Source organism: Amycolatopsis sp. NPDC057786 (assembly GCF_042797905.1).
Classification (GTDB): Bacteria; Actinomycetota; Actinomycetes; order Mycobacteriales; family Pseudonocardiaceae; genus Amycolatopsis.
The window spans coordinates 36,791-52,771 of the sequence record NZ_JBHVKW010000030.1; the positions used below are offsets into that span (position 1 = coordinate 36,791).

General features: G+C 70.7%; 14 protein-coding genes. 5 read left to right on the forward strand and 9 right to left on the reverse strand.

Going from position 1 to position 15,981, the window contains the following annotated elements; genetic code table 11:
• Window positions 1-49: 49 nt before the first annotated feature.
• Together ACFVM3_RS18010 and ACFVM3_RS18015 are read left to right on the forward strand one after the other, a co-directional pair.
• Window positions 50-904 (forward strand): hypothetical protein, encoded by an 855-nt coding sequence (locus tag ACFVM3_RS18010; RefSeq protein WP_378439920.1) that lies wholly within the window; start codon window positions 50-52, stop codon window positions 902-904.
• Window positions 905-977: 73 nt separating this feature from the next.
• On the forward strand, window positions 978-1,934 hold the full coding sequence (locus tag ACFVM3_RS18015; protein ID WP_378439971.1) for an NAD-dependent epimerase/dehydratase family protein: 957 nt from the start codon (window positions 978-980) through the stop codon (window positions 1,932-1,934).
• Window positions 1,935-1,954: 20 nt separating this feature from the next.
• Here the strand turns inward: ACFVM3_RS18015 and ACFVM3_RS18020 are convergent, their stop codons facing one another.
• The 3 genes from ACFVM3_RS18020 to ACFVM3_RS18030 form a co-directional block, all read right to left on the reverse strand.
• Window positions 1,955-2,170, reverse strand: a complete 216-nt coding sequence (locus tag ACFVM3_RS18020) for a hypothetical protein (RefSeq protein ID WP_378439921.1) — start codon at window positions 2,168-2,170, stop codon at window positions 1,955-1,957.
• Between the two features lie 87 nt (window positions 2,171-2,257).
• A complete protein-coding gene (locus ACFVM3_RS18025; RefSeq protein ID WP_378439923.1) occupies window positions 2,258-3,199 on the reverse strand; it encodes a hypothetical protein in 942 nt (313 codons plus the stop codon).
• Window positions 3,200-3,279: 80 nt separating this feature from the next.
• Entirely contained in the window at window positions 3,280-4,377 is a 1,098-nt protein-coding gene (locus ACFVM3_RS18030) for an NAD(P)/FAD-dependent oxidoreductase (protein WP_378439925.1), read from the reverse strand.
• 185 nt (window positions 4,378-4,562) lie between these two features.
• On the opposite strand from ACFVM3_RS18030, the gene ACFVM3_RS18035 reads away from it, so the two are divergent.
• From ACFVM3_RS18035 to ACFVM3_RS18045, 3 genes are all read left to right on the forward strand, one after another.
• The gene (locus tag ACFVM3_RS18035; RefSeq protein WP_378439927.1) at window positions 4,563-5,240 is read left to right on the forward strand and encodes a sensor histidine kinase; all 678 of its coding nucleotides are present in this window, start codon (window positions 4,563-4,565) and stop codon (window positions 5,238-5,240) included.
• A 3-nt stretch (window positions 5,241-5,243) separates the two neighbouring features.
• Window positions 5,244-5,894 (forward strand): response regulator, encoded by a 651-nt coding sequence (locus ACFVM3_RS18040; protein WP_378439929.1) that lies wholly within the window; start codon window positions 5,244-5,246, stop codon window positions 5,892-5,894.
• 99 nt (window positions 5,895-5,993) lie between these two features.
• Window positions 5,994-6,617 carry a response regulator transcription factor gene (locus ACFVM3_RS18045; RefSeq protein WP_378439931.1) on the forward strand — a complete coding sequence of 208 codons (624 nt, stop codon included), beginning with the start codon at window positions 5,994-5,996 and terminating at the stop codon, window positions 6,615-6,617.
• A gap of 6 nt (window positions 6,618-6,623) precedes the next feature.
• On the opposite strand, the gene ACFVM3_RS18050 is transcribed toward ACFVM3_RS18045, so the two are convergent.
• The 6 genes from ACFVM3_RS18050 to ACFVM3_RS18075 all read right to left on the reverse strand — a co-directional run bounded on the left by ACFVM3_RS18050 (window position 6,624) and on the right by ACFVM3_RS18075 (window position 15,981).
• Window positions 6,624-7,943 carry a hypothetical protein gene (locus ACFVM3_RS18050; protein WP_378439933.1) on the reverse strand — a complete coding sequence of 440 codons (1,320 nt, stop codon included), beginning with the start codon at window positions 7,941-7,943 and terminating at the stop codon, window positions 6,624-6,626.
• A gap of 94 nt (window positions 7,944-8,037) precedes the next feature.
• A complete protein-coding gene (locus ACFVM3_RS18055) occupies window positions 8,038-12,084 on the reverse strand; it encodes a DPP IV N-terminal domain-containing protein (RefSeq protein WP_378439935.1) in 4,047 nt (1,348 codons plus the stop codon).
• Between the two features lie 11 nt (window positions 12,085-12,095).
• Window positions 12,096-13,070, reverse strand: a complete 975-nt coding sequence (locus ACFVM3_RS18060) for an NADase-type glycan-binding domain-containing protein (protein ID WP_378439937.1) — start codon at window positions 13,068-13,070, stop codon at window positions 12,096-12,098.
• A gap of 3 nt (window positions 13,071-13,073) precedes the next feature.
• Window positions 13,074-13,613: a phage tail protein gene (locus tag ACFVM3_RS18065; RefSeq protein WP_378439939.1), complete on the reverse strand. Its 540-nt coding sequence runs from the start codon at window positions 13,611-13,613 to the stop codon at window positions 13,074-13,076.
• Window positions 13,610-15,571, reverse strand: coding sequence for a putative baseplate assembly protein (locus ACFVM3_RS18070; protein ID WP_378439941.1), 1,962 nt, complete (start codon window positions 15,569-15,571; stop codon window positions 13,610-13,612). Before ACFVM3_RS18070 ends, ACFVM3_RS18065 begins: the two co-directional genes overlap by 4 nt.
• Window positions 15,571-15,981 (reverse strand): GPW/gp25 family protein, encoded by a 411-nt coding sequence (locus ACFVM3_RS18075; protein ID WP_125684703.1) that lies wholly within the window; start codon window positions 15,979-15,981, stop codon window positions 15,571-15,573. Before ACFVM3_RS18075 ends, ACFVM3_RS18070 begins: the two co-directional genes overlap by 1 nt.

Here is a 15,981-nt window from a genome sequence, read left to right on the forward strand (position 1 = left end):
ACCCCTCAAATAGTCTCGTTCGCGATCGGTCAAGGCGGGAGGGCTTCCTGTGGCAAGTTCGGCTCGGCGAGGCACCGGCTGGCTCGGTGCCATCACGATCGCGGCCATCCTCCTCCTCGGGTTGATGCTGTTCTTCGGAGGCCCGGCGACCAGCGTCGCGGGGAAGGACGTCGGCTACATCTCCGGTGACGAGGCGAACCTCCGGCGATGCCCGTCGCTCGAATGCGAGCCGACCGCGACATACCACCGGGATCAGCAGCTGATCATCGTCAAGGCCGATGTCACCGGTGGCGAGTCGCATGGTTCGCGGCGCTGGCTGGAGGTCCGATACGGCGACGAAGTCCGTTACGTGCACTCGTACTTCGTCACCGAAAAGTCGGACTCGCAGGCAGAGACGCTCGAACTCCTGGTTTCCGGAGCGGCCGTGCTGGTCGGAATCGCGATACTCGCTCTCGCCGGCTGGCGGCGAGGCCAGACCTGGGCGGCTATGAAGGAGAAAACGGCGAACTCCCTTCTCGCGGCTGGGACTTTCGCGGCAGGGCTCGTCGTCGGAATCGTCGCGTTTCTCGTCGCCGGTGCCGACGGCCAGTCCAGGGCGGCCTTTCTGTCGAGCGCGCTCGCCAACGTCGGTGCCGGGCTGGTCGGGGCGGCGGTGACCTTCGTTCTCTTCCAGGTCTTTCTCAGCCGCCGCGCGCCTTCACGAGAACAGGTGGCGGAACTGCAGGCACACTTGGCCGAGCTGAGGCAAACCCTCGAAGGAACCCGCGCGTCACCCACCGTGCCCGCCCGGCCCGCCGAGGAACAGCTTGGCGGTTCTCGGATCTTGCGCTTGGCTCTTCTGGCGACCGCAGTGGCGTGGATCCTGCGGTGGGCGCGCTCCTCCGGCAACTCCTTCCGGCGGTGATCAGCTCGGCCGGCGACCGCGGAACGACGATCGTCAAACCGCCCCCGAGGAAAGGACAGGCCCGTTGAAGGTCTTGGTAGTAGGCGGAACCGGGTTCATCGGACATCACATCGTGCGTGAACTACTGGCGCGCGGGCATGACGTCACGGTGCTGGTCCGCGCGCCACCCACGAATCTCCCCGCCGCGGTGACGGTCCGACTCGGCGACCTCACCGATCTGTCCGAGGACCGGCTCGACACGATCGTCGCCGGCCACACGGGCATCGTCATCGCATCGGCCGCCGCCGTCGCCGCACCACGCGGCGCCGACATCGCCGCGTTCTTCCACGACACCAACGTCGCGCCCGTCGCCAGAGTGCTCGCCGCCGGATGCCGGGCACAGTGCGACCGCGTTGTCATCCTCGGCAGTTTCTACGCCACCCTGCAGCGTGAACAGCCGGCACTCCGTCTGGCGGAACTCAGCCCGTACATCGCCAGCAGGATCGAACAAGCCGAGCACGCACGCGCCGCGGTCGGCACGGGAACCTCCGTGGCCGTCCTCGAACTCCCCTATGTCGCAGGCACGACTCCCGGCAGGCAGTCACCTCTCGAGCCCATGCTGCACAGCATGTCCATCGGCAACGCGGGCATCTTCGCCTACCCCGGCACCACCGCCGTCGTCACCGTCACTCAAGTCGCGCGAGCCGCCGTCGCGGCGCTGGACCGTCGCGCCGATGGCGACTATCCGATCGTCACCGCGAACCTCGCCTGGGCCGATCTCTTCACCCGCCTCGCAACCGCGATCGGCCGCCCTCCGGAGCGCATCTGGAAGCTTCACTCACGCGCCATCGAACTCCTGATCCGCTTCGAAGGCATCCGCCAACGCCGCCAAGGGTTCGTCATAGGTTTCCACCCGGCACAGTGGAGCAGACTGCACGCGACCGAGATGATCCTCGACCCGGACGTCGCCCGAGCGGAACTCGGCGTCGAACCCGACGACCTCGGGAAAGCCTTCCAAGAGTCCGCTCCGGACACTTCACCACGAGGTTGACCGCGGGGACTCGGACAGCGTCACCCTGTCGCCAGTGCCCGCTGCGACACACTGCCGGAGCGCACCGGGGCGATGAACACGCTGCGTGGCGGCGCCGGTCTCCTGTCGTCCGGCAGTTCAAGGGCTTCCAAGCCGTCCTGCCACCGCACCCAGTCCTGGACGCACAAACCCAGCCAAAACTCCACATCGTCGCAGTCGCGGCGGCGGCAACGGCTTCTGCTGCTCTCGATCGTCATGAACCCACGGAACCCTCCTCCCCCCATTCAGCTCCACACCCTACTGCGACGCCCTGGCCACACGTTTCGCGACATGCCAACGGTTTGCTACCGAACGACGTCGTCCCGGTGTTCCCGAACGCGCTTCCTGAGCGCCTTTCCGCGGCGTCCCCACCGCGGTGACCAGACCCGCCCGGGTTCCGGTGAGGAGGGTCCGAGTCCGCACCGAGCGTGCCTCTCCTCGATCACCACGTCCGCGTCCGCCGTCGGCTCCGGTGTCCCCGCGAGCCGGCGTTCGAGGGCGAGGACGGCCTTGGCCCTCGCGAACTCCACCGGGGTGAACGGCAGCAACGGGCGCGTGACCAGCATCGGACCACCCGCGGGATCGATCAGCCGCATCGACGTTCCCTCGACGTTCTCGGCGAACCTTCCCCTGGCCTGCTGCCAGGCGACGTCGCACTCTCCCAGCACGGCCCGCAGCAGCTGCGCCGAGCCCGCGCGCGGGCCGGCCGCGATCGTCAGGACCCGGGTGGTCGGGTCGACGAACTCGTGGACGTCCGCCGGGACGACACGCACGTCCCGGCCGCCACCCAGCTCGGCCACCGCGGCGATGTCCGCCGCCGTCGCACCGGCGGGCGCGCGCAGGAGGAACTCGTCGACCGCGCCGTCCGGCACGGCGAGAACCTGCATCGACACGATGTCGTACCGGTGCGCCGCCAACGCGGCCGTCACCCCCGCGAGACTCCCTGGCACGTCGCGCACCGTGGCGCGGATCCGCCACGCCTCACCCGGCAGCGGTTCGTGTTCTCCCACCGTGCGGCGTGACGCCTGCGGACGGTGTACCCACCAGCGCCGCAGGGTCGCCGTCACGATCAACAGCAGCCCCAGCCCGAACAACACGGCCGGCCCGACACGATCGAGCGACAACGTGCTGACGAACAAATGAGCGGCGCCCGCCGCGATGAACAGCGCCGCCAGCTCGATCAACTCGCGGCTCATCGAGGTCTTCGCACCCTTGACGGTCTCCGACCGTGCCTCCGATTCCCTCATGGGGGAAGCTTCTGCCGTCTCCTTTACCCCTGGCTTCCCCGTCTGTCACGATCCAGTTAACGCGGGAGCCTGGTACGGCCTCACCGCAAGGCGTCGTAAGGCTTCAGGTCGATCCCCGGATCGGCCTGACGGGCCAGGCGAGCCGCGATCGAGCCGACGTACGGACCCATCGTCAGCCCCGACGCGCCCAAGCCGTTGGCCACGACCAGCCCGGCCACGTGCGGGACGGTGCCGAGGAGCGGGAGGACGTCGGGTCCGCCGGGGCGGAATCCGACCCGGGTCTCCACGTACGTCGCATCGGCCAGCCCCGGCGCCACCGACAGCGCTTCGGCCAGCACCTCCGCCATCCCGGCGGCGGTGACCCGGTGATCGAAGCCGGTGCCGTCCTCGCGGGTCGCGCCGACCACGATCCGCGAATCGTCGAAGGCCAGCAGGTAATGCCGCGACCGTGGCAGGATCACCGGCCAGTGCCCGGTTTCCACCCCCGGCAGCCGGAGATGGACGATCTGACCGCGCTGCGGCTCCACCCGCACCTCGACACCGATCGGCTCCAGCAGCCGCGGCGACCAGGCACCGGCCGCCGCGATCACCGCGTCCGCGCCGACGACTTCCCCGTCCACCCGCACTCCCCGAACCGCGCTGTCGGCTACGAGGGACGCCGTGCCGTCGACGATCCGTGCGCCGTGCCGCACCGCCGCCCGGCGCATCGCGTCGCGGACCGAACGGCCGTCCAGCCGCGCCGCGCCCGGAATGTGGATCGCCGGACCGTCGTGCGCGAGGGGCGGGAAGAACTCCCGTGCCCGGCGAGCGTCGATCAGCTCGACCTCGCCTGCCAACGGCGACTCCTCGGCCCGCTTCGTCACGCGCCGCAGGGCCTCTTCGGATTCGGCTTCGGTGACCAGGCTCAGCGAGCCGACCCGCCGGTATCCGAGCTCGGTCTCGCCGTCCTCGGCCAACGCCGACCGCAGCCGTTCGTAGTACTCGGCGCCCGCCACGGCGATCCGGTACCAGTCCGGATCGTCCACTTGGGACGACCAGGGGCAGATGATGCCCGCCCCCGCCGACGTCGCGCGGCCCGGCGCCGACGAATCCACCATGACCACGTCCACCCCGGCCATGGCCAGTTCGTATCCGGCCGCGGCACCGACGATCCCGCCCCCGACGACGACCACGCGCATCTTCTTCACTCCTTCTCGCCGCACCGACCCAGGCGGGCGTAAGTATCGGCCCCAAACCGTTACCCGACCTGACGGCAGGCGGGGAAACGCCGGGGCGACGTTCCGCGACTAGTACTGCGAGTGACCAGAACGCTACGCACGTTCGAGACGCCGAGGCCAGGTCATGCCGCCGGACGGGGGAGAAAATGCGCCGGACATTCGTCGTCACCGACGTCGTTCATCCCTCCGGGTACGAAAACCGCCTCAGGACCGTGCTCAACGATCTCCACGACGGCGTCGGACCGACCCTCGCCGTGGCGGTGCTCGGGCTGCGCGCGGCCCGGGAACTGCTCGTCCGTGACCGAGCCGGGGCGGAGCGCCTCCTGGCCAGGCTCGAGGAGGAACTCCACGGCGCCATCACCGAACTGCGCCGCATCGTGACCGACGCGCGCCCTCCCGCGCTCGACGACGCGAGCCTCGTCACGGCCGTGCGCCGGTACGCCGGAATGCTCGCCGACCGGGTACCCGCCGAACACGGCCCGCTGGGGGTGGCGGTCGAGGTCCGCGGTGAGCTGCCGCCACTGTCGGCCGAGGTGGAGGTCACCGCGTACCGGATCATCCGCGAGGCGCTCGTGAACATCGCCCGCCATTCCGGTGCCCGGCAGTGCACGGTGCGCCTCTGGCCGCTGGCGGGCGATCTGCGCGTGGAGATCGTCGACGACGGTGTCGGCACGGGCGGCGGGGCGCTGCCCGTGGTCGGCGGGAACGGGCTCCGGTCGATGCGGGAACGCGCCGTCGACCTCGGCGGCGGCTGCGTGATCGAGCCGGTGCCCTCGGGCGGCACCCGGATCGCCGCCTGGTTGCCGCTCGCCACCAAGGAGTGAGCGATGTTCCCGATCCTCCGTGTCCTCGTGGTGGACGACCATCCCGGCTTCCGGACGGCCCTCTGCGCGATGCTCGACGGCACCGACGGCATCGCGGTCGTCGGCCAAGCGCCGGACGGCCTCACCGCGGTCGCGGAAGCGGGCAGGGTGGAGCCCGACGTCGTCCTGATGGACCTGAACCTCCCGGATCTCGACGGCGTCGAGGCGACCCGCCGGATCGTGCACGCCAGCCCGCACACCGGTGTGCTCATGCTGACCATGTTCGAGAACGAAGCCGCGGTGTTCGCCGCCATGCGCGCGGGCGCGCGCGGCTATCTGCTCAAAGGGGGGCGCAACGAGCAGGTCGTCCGCGCGGTGCGGGTGATCGGTGACGGCGAGGCGATCTTCAGCCCGGCGATCGCGACCAGGGTGCTTTCGCTGCTGGGCACGGAAACCCCGCGCGACGAGTCGTTCCCGCAGCTGACCGCGCGCGAACGGGAGATCGTGCGGCTCATCGCGCAGGGCATGGGGAACGCCTCCATCGCCGACCGGTTGGTGCTCAGCCCGAAAACGGTGCGGAACCACGTGTCCCATATCTTCCGCAAGCTGCACGTCACCGACCGGGCCCAGGCCATCGCCAAGATCAGGAAGGCGGGCATCGCTCGATCGGAGTAGCGAAACGGGACATATCGGGACTCCGGATCCCTATTCGCGGAACCCGCTCCACACGATCCTTGAAAGGAGGAAACGCCGTTCGCGGGGAGGGGTTCATCGATGCTCGTCGACCAGATCCCGGTGCTGCTCCATGCCACCGACACCATCACGCACGCGGGTGTCACCGCCGCGCTGCGCGCACGCCCTGAGATCCGCTTCGCCGGCGACTCCGATGAGCAGGCCGTCGTACTGGTCATCGTCGAGCGGCTGAACGAGGAGGCACGGCAGTTGCTCCGCAGCCTCCACTGTGCCAACCCCGCGGGGATCGTCCTGGTCGCCGGGGAGGTGGACGACGCGGAGTTGCTGGACGTCGTGGGCAACGGTGTCTCCGCGATCATCCGCCGGGCCGACGCCACCCCCGACACCCTGGTGCGGCTGGTGAAGGCCGCGGCCGCCGGGGAGGGCGCGCTGCCGCCCGATCTGCTCGGCAGGCTGCTGTCCCGGGTCTCCCGGTTGCAGCGGGACGTGCTGCAACCGAACGGCTGGGATCTGGCCGGGATGTCGCAGCGCGAGACCAAGGTGCTGCGGATGATCGCGGACGGCTTCGAGACGAAGGAGATCGCCGACCGGCTGAGCTACTCCGAGCGGACGGTGAAGTCGATCCTGCACGACATCACCAACCGTTTCCAGCTCCGCAACCGCGCGCACGCCGTCGCGTTCGCCTTGCGTGAGGGCTTGATCTGATCCGGTCTATTCGACCCGGCCGGAGAAGGAGACCGACGGGCTGCACCGGCTACCGCCTCCCGGTGCCTGGCAGCTGACGGCGAGCACGATCTTCTCCCCCGGCGCGAACCGCCATGCCTGCAACCAGTGGTGGTCGAGGTCGCGGAAGTTCGCGAGGCCGACTTCCAGCAGGACCGTCTTGGTGCCACCGGCGTCCCGCAACAGCCGCAGGGTTCCGTTGTCACCACGCGGGTTCTGCAGGATCAGGTCGGTGATGACCAGCGTTTTCGTGGCATCCGGCAAGGTGTAGGGGAATTCGGCGAAGCGATTGACGTTCGAGTCGACGGCCGCGTCCGCCGCCACACGGAAGTCGGTCGGTGTCCCGGCGGCGTTGCCCGCCGGGTTGGGGACGCCGTTCGACGGCCTGGGGCCGGGAGCCGAACCGTCGGCGGGTGGGGTCAACCCGACGGCCTTCATCGCGTCCTCGGAGTTCTGTTTGGCTTGACCGGCCTCCTTCTTCGCCTCACCCGCGGCGCCACCGGCCTCCTGCGCCGCCTTGATCACCTCCTGGTTCTGCTCCTGAGCGGCTTCCCGAGCGGCCGACTTCACCGCGGGCCTCAGTACGGTGAACCACAGCGCCACCAAGGCCAGCAGCAACACCAGCAGCGCGGCCAGCGCCGGCAGCAGCCACTTCGGCAGCAACTGCCGCTGCACCATGGTGCCTTCGGTTTTGAGCGGTTCGGCGCCGTCCGCGATGACGAACACCTGGAAGCGGTGACGGACGGGTTGCCCGCGCAGGAACCGTTTCCGCGGCCGGGCCCGCAGGCGGACGAACGCCGCCGTGCCCGGCGCGAGGTCGGCCCGGTTCCGTTCGAGCTCGAAGTCGAGCTCGTCCTCGGGGTCGAGCGCGCTCAGTTCGACGGCGACCGGATGGTTCCCGCGGTTGTCGACGGCGACTTCGAAATCGGCCTTGGCACCGGCCTCCACCTTCGCCGGAACGACTTCGGCGGTCACCTCGGTGAACGCGCCGAGCTGGAGGGTGCCCTCCTCGACCACGGACCCTGCCGGGTCCTCACTCGAAAAAACCCTGACACCGAAAGGAATCAGGCCGGCGGCGACGTCCGACGACCTCGGCGGCGCGAACCGGACGACGACCGTGCCCACCTCCCCTGGCATCAGGTTCACCGTCGCCGGTTCCGCGGTGGCCCAGGCACCCGGGTCGCCGACCACTTCGATCGCGAACTGATCGACGACCCGGCCGGCATTGCGAATGGTCACCGAGCAGCTGATCTCCTGGCCCGGTTCCGCGACCAGGCCGGCCTCGGACAGCGTCGCCGTTGCTCCCATACCCGGAAGTCTGCGCGTCCGGAACCGGATCCGGCACCAGCGGACGGGTGTGCGGCCGTGCGCCGGTCGTTGCCCATTGGGGCAACGACCCTCGTCAGCCGCGGGTGATGAACGGGGGTTGCAGGGTGCGGAGCACCACCAGGATCGGCTCCGACCGCACCGCCCCGAATTTCACGCCACCCACGGACGTCACGTTGACCGTGCGCGGCCCGATCAGGTCGTGGTGGAAGATCAGGAACCGCGCCTCGAATCTTCCGTCCGCGCCGACGGTGACCAGCCCCGGTGCGGAGATACCCGCCGACCAGGCCGGCCGGACCACCGCGCCCGGCGGGAAATCCGTTCCCCGCACCCGCGGGACGAAGCCGAGTGTGCCGACCTTCGAATCCAGCTCGACCACCGGCTGCCGGACCACGACACGCGCGTTGGCCGTGTTGTCACCGGCGTTATTGTCCGGCCCGGTCGTGCTCACCGTGCCGGACACCGGGGCGTCGAAAGCGGCCTTCGCGGCCAAGGAGATCCGGACCGCGACCGTCTGACCGGGTCCGACCGTCCCGAGCGCGCAACTTCCGCCGCCCGGCCCACATCCGGGCGCGGCCGAAGTCGCGGGGAGCCCCGGTGGCAGCTGGGTCACGAGCCGGACGTCCGGCATCGCGACCTGGGAACCGTTGTGCACCAAGTAGGTCAGCACCACGTCGTCGCCGCCGACGAACAGCGGGACCGCCGAGACCGACATCCCGACCGACAAGGATCCGGGAGTCACCGGTGGCGCCGGCTTTTCGCCGACCGTCACGACCGCCGTCACGGAGTTGTCGCGCGGGTCCGCGTCGGGACCCGTCGTGGTGACCGTGCCGGTCGCCGCCTGGGCTCCGGCGACCAGACCGGTCGCGCTGAACCGCACCCTCACCTCCTCGCCCGGAACCAGCGCGCCGAACGCGCATACCGGCTCGGGAGTGCAGGTGCCCTTGGTGGGAAGGACGGCCGCCTGCCGCAGACCGGCGGTCAGCCGGACGAACAGACCCACCGCGGGTGACGCGGTGACACCGCGATTGGTGACGACGAACTCGAACGTGGTGAGCCCCTCGAAGGGGATCGCGGCGGGCACGGCGTTCGCGCTCACGGCGAGGTCGGGAATCCGTTGGAACGCGGGCTGTTCCGCCCCGCCGGGGCCGTCGATCAGGATCCGGCCGTCACCGCCGGTGAACGGCACCACCGCGACCTGCGGCGGGGCCTCACCCGGGAAGGTCGTGTAGGCGATGAGCCCGCCGTCCGGCGACCAGGCCGGATCGTCGACGAATCCCGCGCGCTGCACCAGGATCCGGCCAGGCCCGCCGCCCGCGGGAGCGACGCAGACCAAGGCGTTGCCGCTCTGGAACGCCAGTGTGGCCCCGTCCGGCGAGACATCCGCCGATCCTTCCGCGCCGGCTCCGCAACCCGGCCCGAACAGCGATGAAAGGTCACGCTGGTCTCCCGGCACGACGGCGTCCGGCGAAGGCTGGGTCAGGGCGACCTGCCACACCATCTTCTGCCGGGTCTCCCCCGGCTGGACGACGGCCATGACCGCGGTCTCGACGGCCGTGCCGTTCCTCCCGGTCGCCGTGCACGTCACCGTGGTGGCCCCGACCGGGAACAAGCTGCCGGACGAGGGCGTACAGCTCGGCCTGAGCGGACTCCCGTCCGCGTCCACCGCGCTCGCGGGATACTCGATCACCGTGGGGCCGGTCCCGGTCACCGTCCGGTCGTGCAGCGTGATCAGGGGCAGCGCCGGATCTTTGACGCGCACGGTGACGTCCTCGGTGTAACCCGGCCGCACGGTGGTTTCCCCGTTCAGCCGGAATTCCACGCGGCAGCGCGGCAATGAACCCAGCGCGGCCGTCGGGGACACCGTCGCCGTTTCGACGAATCGCGCGTTCGTGCCACCTGGAACACTTTGCGGGCCCGCGGGATCGAACGTCATCGTGAGTCCCGGATCGCAGAAGGTCACCGGCTGGACGGTGACCGGGAGGTCGCCGATGCCCGCGATGATCGCCTGCGCGATCTGGCCGGCGTCGGTGCCCGGCGTGAGGACGCCATCGGTCGCCTTGGTGATCGCGGTCGCCTGTCCCCGCGCGTCGAGGCCGCGGTCGGGATCCTCGCTCGACCCTCCGGTGACCGCGGGCACGGCCACCACGCTGATCTTCGCCGCGTTCAACGCGGCGAACACCGCCGCCCGGACCGCCGACCCCTTGTCCGGTGGGTCTTCATGGCTCGCCGCGTCGCCGACCAGCACCAGGATCCGGCTGCTGCCGGGGCGGAAGGTGATGGCGCCGGTCGCGACCTTCTGCAAGGCCAGGAGCCAGTCCTCGGCGGTGTCTCCGCCGCCCTTCGCCTCGATCCGGGCGAACGCGTCGGACAGCAACTTCCGCTCGGCATCGGTGCCCGCCGGGGTCAGCGGCTGCTGCACGAAGAACGACCGCGGGACGGGTTCGCCCACGTCGTCGCCCACGTCCCCGAAGGCCGCGACGGCGAACCGTGCTTCCTTCTCCTGGTCCCGCACGCTGTCGATGACCTTGCCGAGGTTCGTCTTGACCTGCTCGATCACCCCGCCCATGGAGCCGGTCTGGTCCATCAGCAGGACGACATCCGGCAGCGACCGGATCCGGTCGGTCTGCACCGTCTTGGCGATCCGTGCCGAACCGCCGCGCCCGACCGGCACGTCCACCACCGGAGGGTCCACTCTGGACGGTCCCGGCGGCCCGATCCGGGTGGCGGCACGGGTGAGCGTGATCTTCGTTCCGTCCGCCGACCACACCGGCTGCGAGTCGTCACCGCGCAGATGCGCCGGGATCGGGATGTCGCCGAGAAGACGGCCGTCCGCGACGCGCACGATCCGCACGAAACTGTCGGAACCGTCCCCGATCGACACGGTCCGGGTGAACGCGATCTTCGTCGCGTCCGGCGACCATGCCGGGTGCCGCTCCCGCTTACCCTCCTCGGCCCCGGTCAGCTGCCTCGGCGCGCCGCCGTCGGCGTTCGCCACGACGATCCGGCTGCTCCGGAACTCGCCGGTGCCGAACTCCGTGTAGGCCAGCGAAGTCCCGTCCGGGGAGAAAGCGGGATCGGCTTCGTCGGCGTCCGGCCGGTTCGTGAGGTCACGGCGGTCGCCGCCGCGCGCGTCGGCACTCCAGATGTCGGTGGTGTCCCCGCCGCTGAGCCGGGTGAACACCGGCTGCCCATCGGCGCGGAAGGTCGCTTCGGTCTCGCCGACCCCGGGCAGCGCGGAGATCACCGAGACCTGACCGCCGGGCGGGGCGACCTGTTTCACGTCACCGAGCGGATCCGGTTGACGCGTGGTGAAGGCCAGCCGCGCGCCGTCCGGCGACCACGCGGGCTCGGACGAGTCACCGGGCTCCGGCACCGCCCGCGCGACCGCGCCACCGGTGTCGGCCATGACCACGACATCCCCGGCCGGGTCGAATCTGGTGGTGGTGAACGCGATCCGGGAACCGGTCGGGGACCAGGCGGGCTGGGTGTCCGCGCCGGGGTCAGTGGTCAGGCGAGTCGGCGCGCCGCCGTTCGACGGCACGGTGTAGAGGTCACCGGCCGGGTCCTCGCCGGTACCGCTGAACACGAGACGGCCGCCGTCGGGCGACCAGCTCGGCGAATCGTCCGCCGCCGGTCCGGAGGTCACCTGGCGCAGGCCACGGCCGTCGACGCCGATCACGAAGATGTCCTTGCTGCCCGTGCGTTCCGACACGAACGCGACCGACGAACCGTCGGGCGACAACGCCGGCCGCGTGTCGGCGGTCGCGTCGTCGGTCAGGCGCACCGGAACCCGGGTGCCGTCCCGCAGGTACCAGATCTCGCCGTCGCGTTCGGCACCGTCGCGGACGGCCCGTTTGCTCACCCACACCAGGCCGCCCTTACCCGCGGACGCGTCGGAATCGACGCTCCCGGCGCCCGGCGGCAGTGCCGCCACCGCGCCCTCGCCGGTGGCCTGGAACAGGCCTGTGGTCGCGGCGCTGACGTAGCCGACGCGGTAGGGCGCGGCGGGCGGCGCGGGCTGTTGCGCCGCGGTCGGCGCGAACACCCCGGTGATCGCCGCTCCGCCCAGCACCGCGACGAACGCGATCGCCGCCACCGCTCGGTTCGGGCGCATGGTCATCCGGTCCTTCCTCAGCCTGCCTCGAACAGCTCGATCTCGGAGATCGCGACGTCCATGCCGTCCAGCGAGCGATGCAGCCCGACCACGTGCAGCTCGATGCCGGTCGCCCCCGCGCTGTTCTCGATCGGGACCTCCTGGGCGTCCGGCGTGTCGGCCAGCACCATGTCGTAGGTCTTGCCGGTGGAGAACACGAGATGCAGGGTCTTCGGCCGGTGCGCGGCCTGGAAGTTCGCGCCGTTGCCCGAATGCACGATCGCCTTCCGCAGGTCCACCGGACGGTCGAAGGTGAACACCAGTACGGGTTCGCTCTGCGCCGCGCCCGCCCAGAAGGTGTTCTTGGCGTTGTCGCTGACCAGGTTTCCCGGATGGCCGGGCGACTGCGCGCTCGCGGTCACCTTGCTCGGGCGGACCGGGTTCAGCTTCGTTTCGAAGATCCCCGTCGCCTGGCTCCACAGGCCGAGGGCGGCGGTGTTGATCGCACCCCGGAACGGCTGGTACAGCGCGTAGATCAGCGCCGAGAGCACCAGCATCACGGCGATCACCCGGCGGACGGCCTTGCCGACGCGGCGTCGCGCGGCCCCGGCGCGGCCCGCGCGACGGCGGACACCGTCCTTACCCGGCCGCTCCCCCGCCTTGTGTTCCCGGGACCGGCGGCCGAACAACCGTCGCCACCATGACGTCTTCACGACCTCCGACTCGGCGAGGGACGCGCCACAACGGCCGCAGAAGTTGCGGGTGGGCACGTTGCCCTTGCCGCATCGGCCGCAGATCAGGTCTCCGGGATTGAGCGTCTGCTCGTCGACCGTCAGCTGCTGAGGCTGCCGCGCCGGAGCGAGCTGTTCGGCAGGCTGCACCAGTTGCCGCTGGGCGGCCGGTTGGCGCACCGCGGCGGGTTCCTCGTCGTCCCATTTCAGGTACCGTCCGCATTCGCCGCAGAACTCGACGTCGGCGGGGCCCTGATGCCCGCACTCCCGGTAGATGACCATCCGCTACCCCTCCACCACTTCGACCGTGACGCGAACGTGGGCGGGCACCGCGTCCACGACCGTCGCCATCAGCCGTCGTTCGTCGATCCGGCCCCGGTCCGGTACCCGCACGCGCACGTGGACCCACGGCGGTCCCGGATCCGGCAGCGGTGCTCCCGGCTCCGGCGACGCCACGACACCGCCGCTGTCGGTCACCTCGACCGCGCCACCGGTCAGCAGTCGCACGTGCTCGGCGAGCCCGCGCCGCGTGCCGCGCCACCGATGCAGTTCGACCGACCGGACCACGAGTTCGCGCAGCCTGGCCGGATTCCAGCCTTCGTCGACGCGCAACGCCACCCAATGCGCCAGCCAGCCGACGAAGTCCTCCGGCGCCAGTCGCGGGTCGAGATAGCCCGAAAAGTTGTCCAACGTGGCGAAGACCGGTGCGAGCACTTCGTCGAGCGCACCGGTGAAACCCTGGACGAACCGGTCCTCGGCGTAGACCGAGGGCAATTGCTCGCCGATCGGGTGCGGGCTCGGCAGCCCAGGCACGGCCGCTCTCATCCGCCACTCTCCCGGACCCGGACCTGGTGCCCGAACGAGAACGCGAGCGCGTAGGGCGGCAGGTCGATCCGGTCGACCTGCTCGCCGCGTTCCCGCGTAACCGGATTGGCCGCGAACAGGCGGACGTCCTCGACCAGCTCGACACCGGGAAGCCGTTGCAGCACCGCGAAGACCTCGCCCGAGTGCACCGGCCGCCCGAACGGCCAGCCGTCGCCGTCCGGCCCGCCCGTGAGCGGGTTGAAGTAGTCGTAGAGCGCCTGTGTCGCCCGTGGGCCGAGAGCGCCGGGGCTGGTCCGGCGGCGCGACCTCAACCGGGCGACGACCGTGACCCCGTGGTAGAACGGCGCTTCCACGGACACCAGGGCGCCGACACAGCGGCGTTCGTCCAGATACCGCTCGATCCGTGTGCGCATACCGGGTTCGAGCATCAGCGTCGCGAACTTCAGCTCGCCGGTGTCGGGAACGGCGGGCACGACGAGGACGCGGATCGCCCCGGTCTCACGGCCGTCGGCGCCGTGCGCGGGCACGCAGCGCACCCTCGCCGCGTCGGGCGCCGCTTCGCGCGCGAGCTGTTCGTAGTCCTCGGCGGTGACGGCGCGGTCGCGGGTACGCAGCAGCAGCGGTCCGCGTACCGCCGCGTCCTCCACCGACTCGCCGTCCACCCCGCCGGTCGCCGGGCGCCGGTTCACCACGCCGCTGACGAACGGGATCGGATCCCGTTGCACCTCGAGTACTTCACGGGCGACGTTCCCCCGCCGCCCGCCACCGGCCCGGTAGGCGGGCACCCTGATCGCGGCGGCCTTGGCCGGAACGGCGCCGTAGTACCGGATGCCGCCCTCGGGCTGGCGCACGGCCGGGCCGAACGCGATCTCACCGGCGACCCGGTCGACCTGGACGTGCCGGTCCTCCGGACCCGACTCGGCGAACGAGGACACCTCCGTCCACTCCTGCCAGCCGTCCGGACCGGACACCTCCACGATCAGCTCGTCCCCGCCGGCGACCACCGGACGCCTGCCGAGCGGGAACCGCTGTCCTGGCAGGCCGTCCGACGTGCCGACGACCTCGCCGCGCACGACCTCGGCGTGCACCGCGCCGACCGTGCCACCGACGGTCGACGCCTCGACCGAGCGCAGCCGCGGCGACCGCTGGAAGAAGGGCTGATGCTGGTTCGGTTCCGTCAAGCGGCATCGGATCCAGCCCGCGTGCCTGCCGGCGAGCACCGACACCGTATGTCCCGGCGGCACGTGCAGCACGACGTCTCCCGACCGGTTGAAGGCGCCGGTGCTGTCCCGGTCGACCTCACCGGCGGCCCAGCCGTGCCCGTCCCATGCCTCCCACACCCACGGCGGGTCGTGCGGATCGACGCCCTGTCCCTCGACCTCGCAGTCCACCCGCAGCAGCACCGCGCAGCCGGGGACGGCGTCCGACAGTCCGAAGTAGACGGAGTCGCCGGGCGCGGGACTTTCGGTGAAACACGCGGGTTCGCCGCCGACCAGCAGCTCGTCGGTGCGGTCGACCGGCGGCACGCCGGTGTCGGATCCACCGGTCGCCAAACCGGTGAGTGAACACGGCACGATCGTCAGCGTTCGCTCCACGGTGAACACGACGGGGTCCTCGACCTCGTCGCGCACACTCGCGACCTGATTGCCCGCGGGGACGACGACGGGGACGTCCCGCGCCGCTGAGAGCCAGAACGTCACGTCGGCGCGTGCCGCGGCCGGTGGGAACAGCCGCACGCCGATGAGGTCGAGGAAGCGCAGGTAGTGCAGGTCCGGCACCCGGTTGAGCCGGTAGAGCACCTGGTCGACCATCTGCGCGAACGTTTCGATCAACGTCACGCCGGGATCGGAGACGTTGTGGTCCGTCCATTCCGGACAGTTGCGCTGGACGAGGCTCTTCGCCTCGTCGACCAGGTCCTGGAACCGGCGGTCGTCCAGATTGGGCATCGGCAGCGACATCACACACCGTCCTGAGTGGACTCGTGCGCCGGGATGACGTAGAACGGGAAGACCAGGTTGCGCGGGTCGTTGGTGCCGCGCAGGTGGTACTTGATGTCGATCAGCAGCGTGCCCTGGTCGGCCTCGGAGAACCCGACTACGACATCGGTGAGCGTGATCCGCGGCTCCCACCGTTCCAGCGAAGTGCGCACCTCGTAGGCGATCTGCCCGGCGGTGGCCGCGTCGGCGGGCGCGAACACGAGATCGTGCACCGCGCAGCCGAACTCCGGGCGCATCGGCCGTTCGCCGGGAGCGGTGGCCAGTATCAGCCGGATACTCTCGACGACCTCGCGCTCTCCGCCGACCAAGGCGATCGAACCGGTTGCGTCGGTGCGCACCGGGAACGCCAGCCCCCTGCCGAGAAAGTCCAC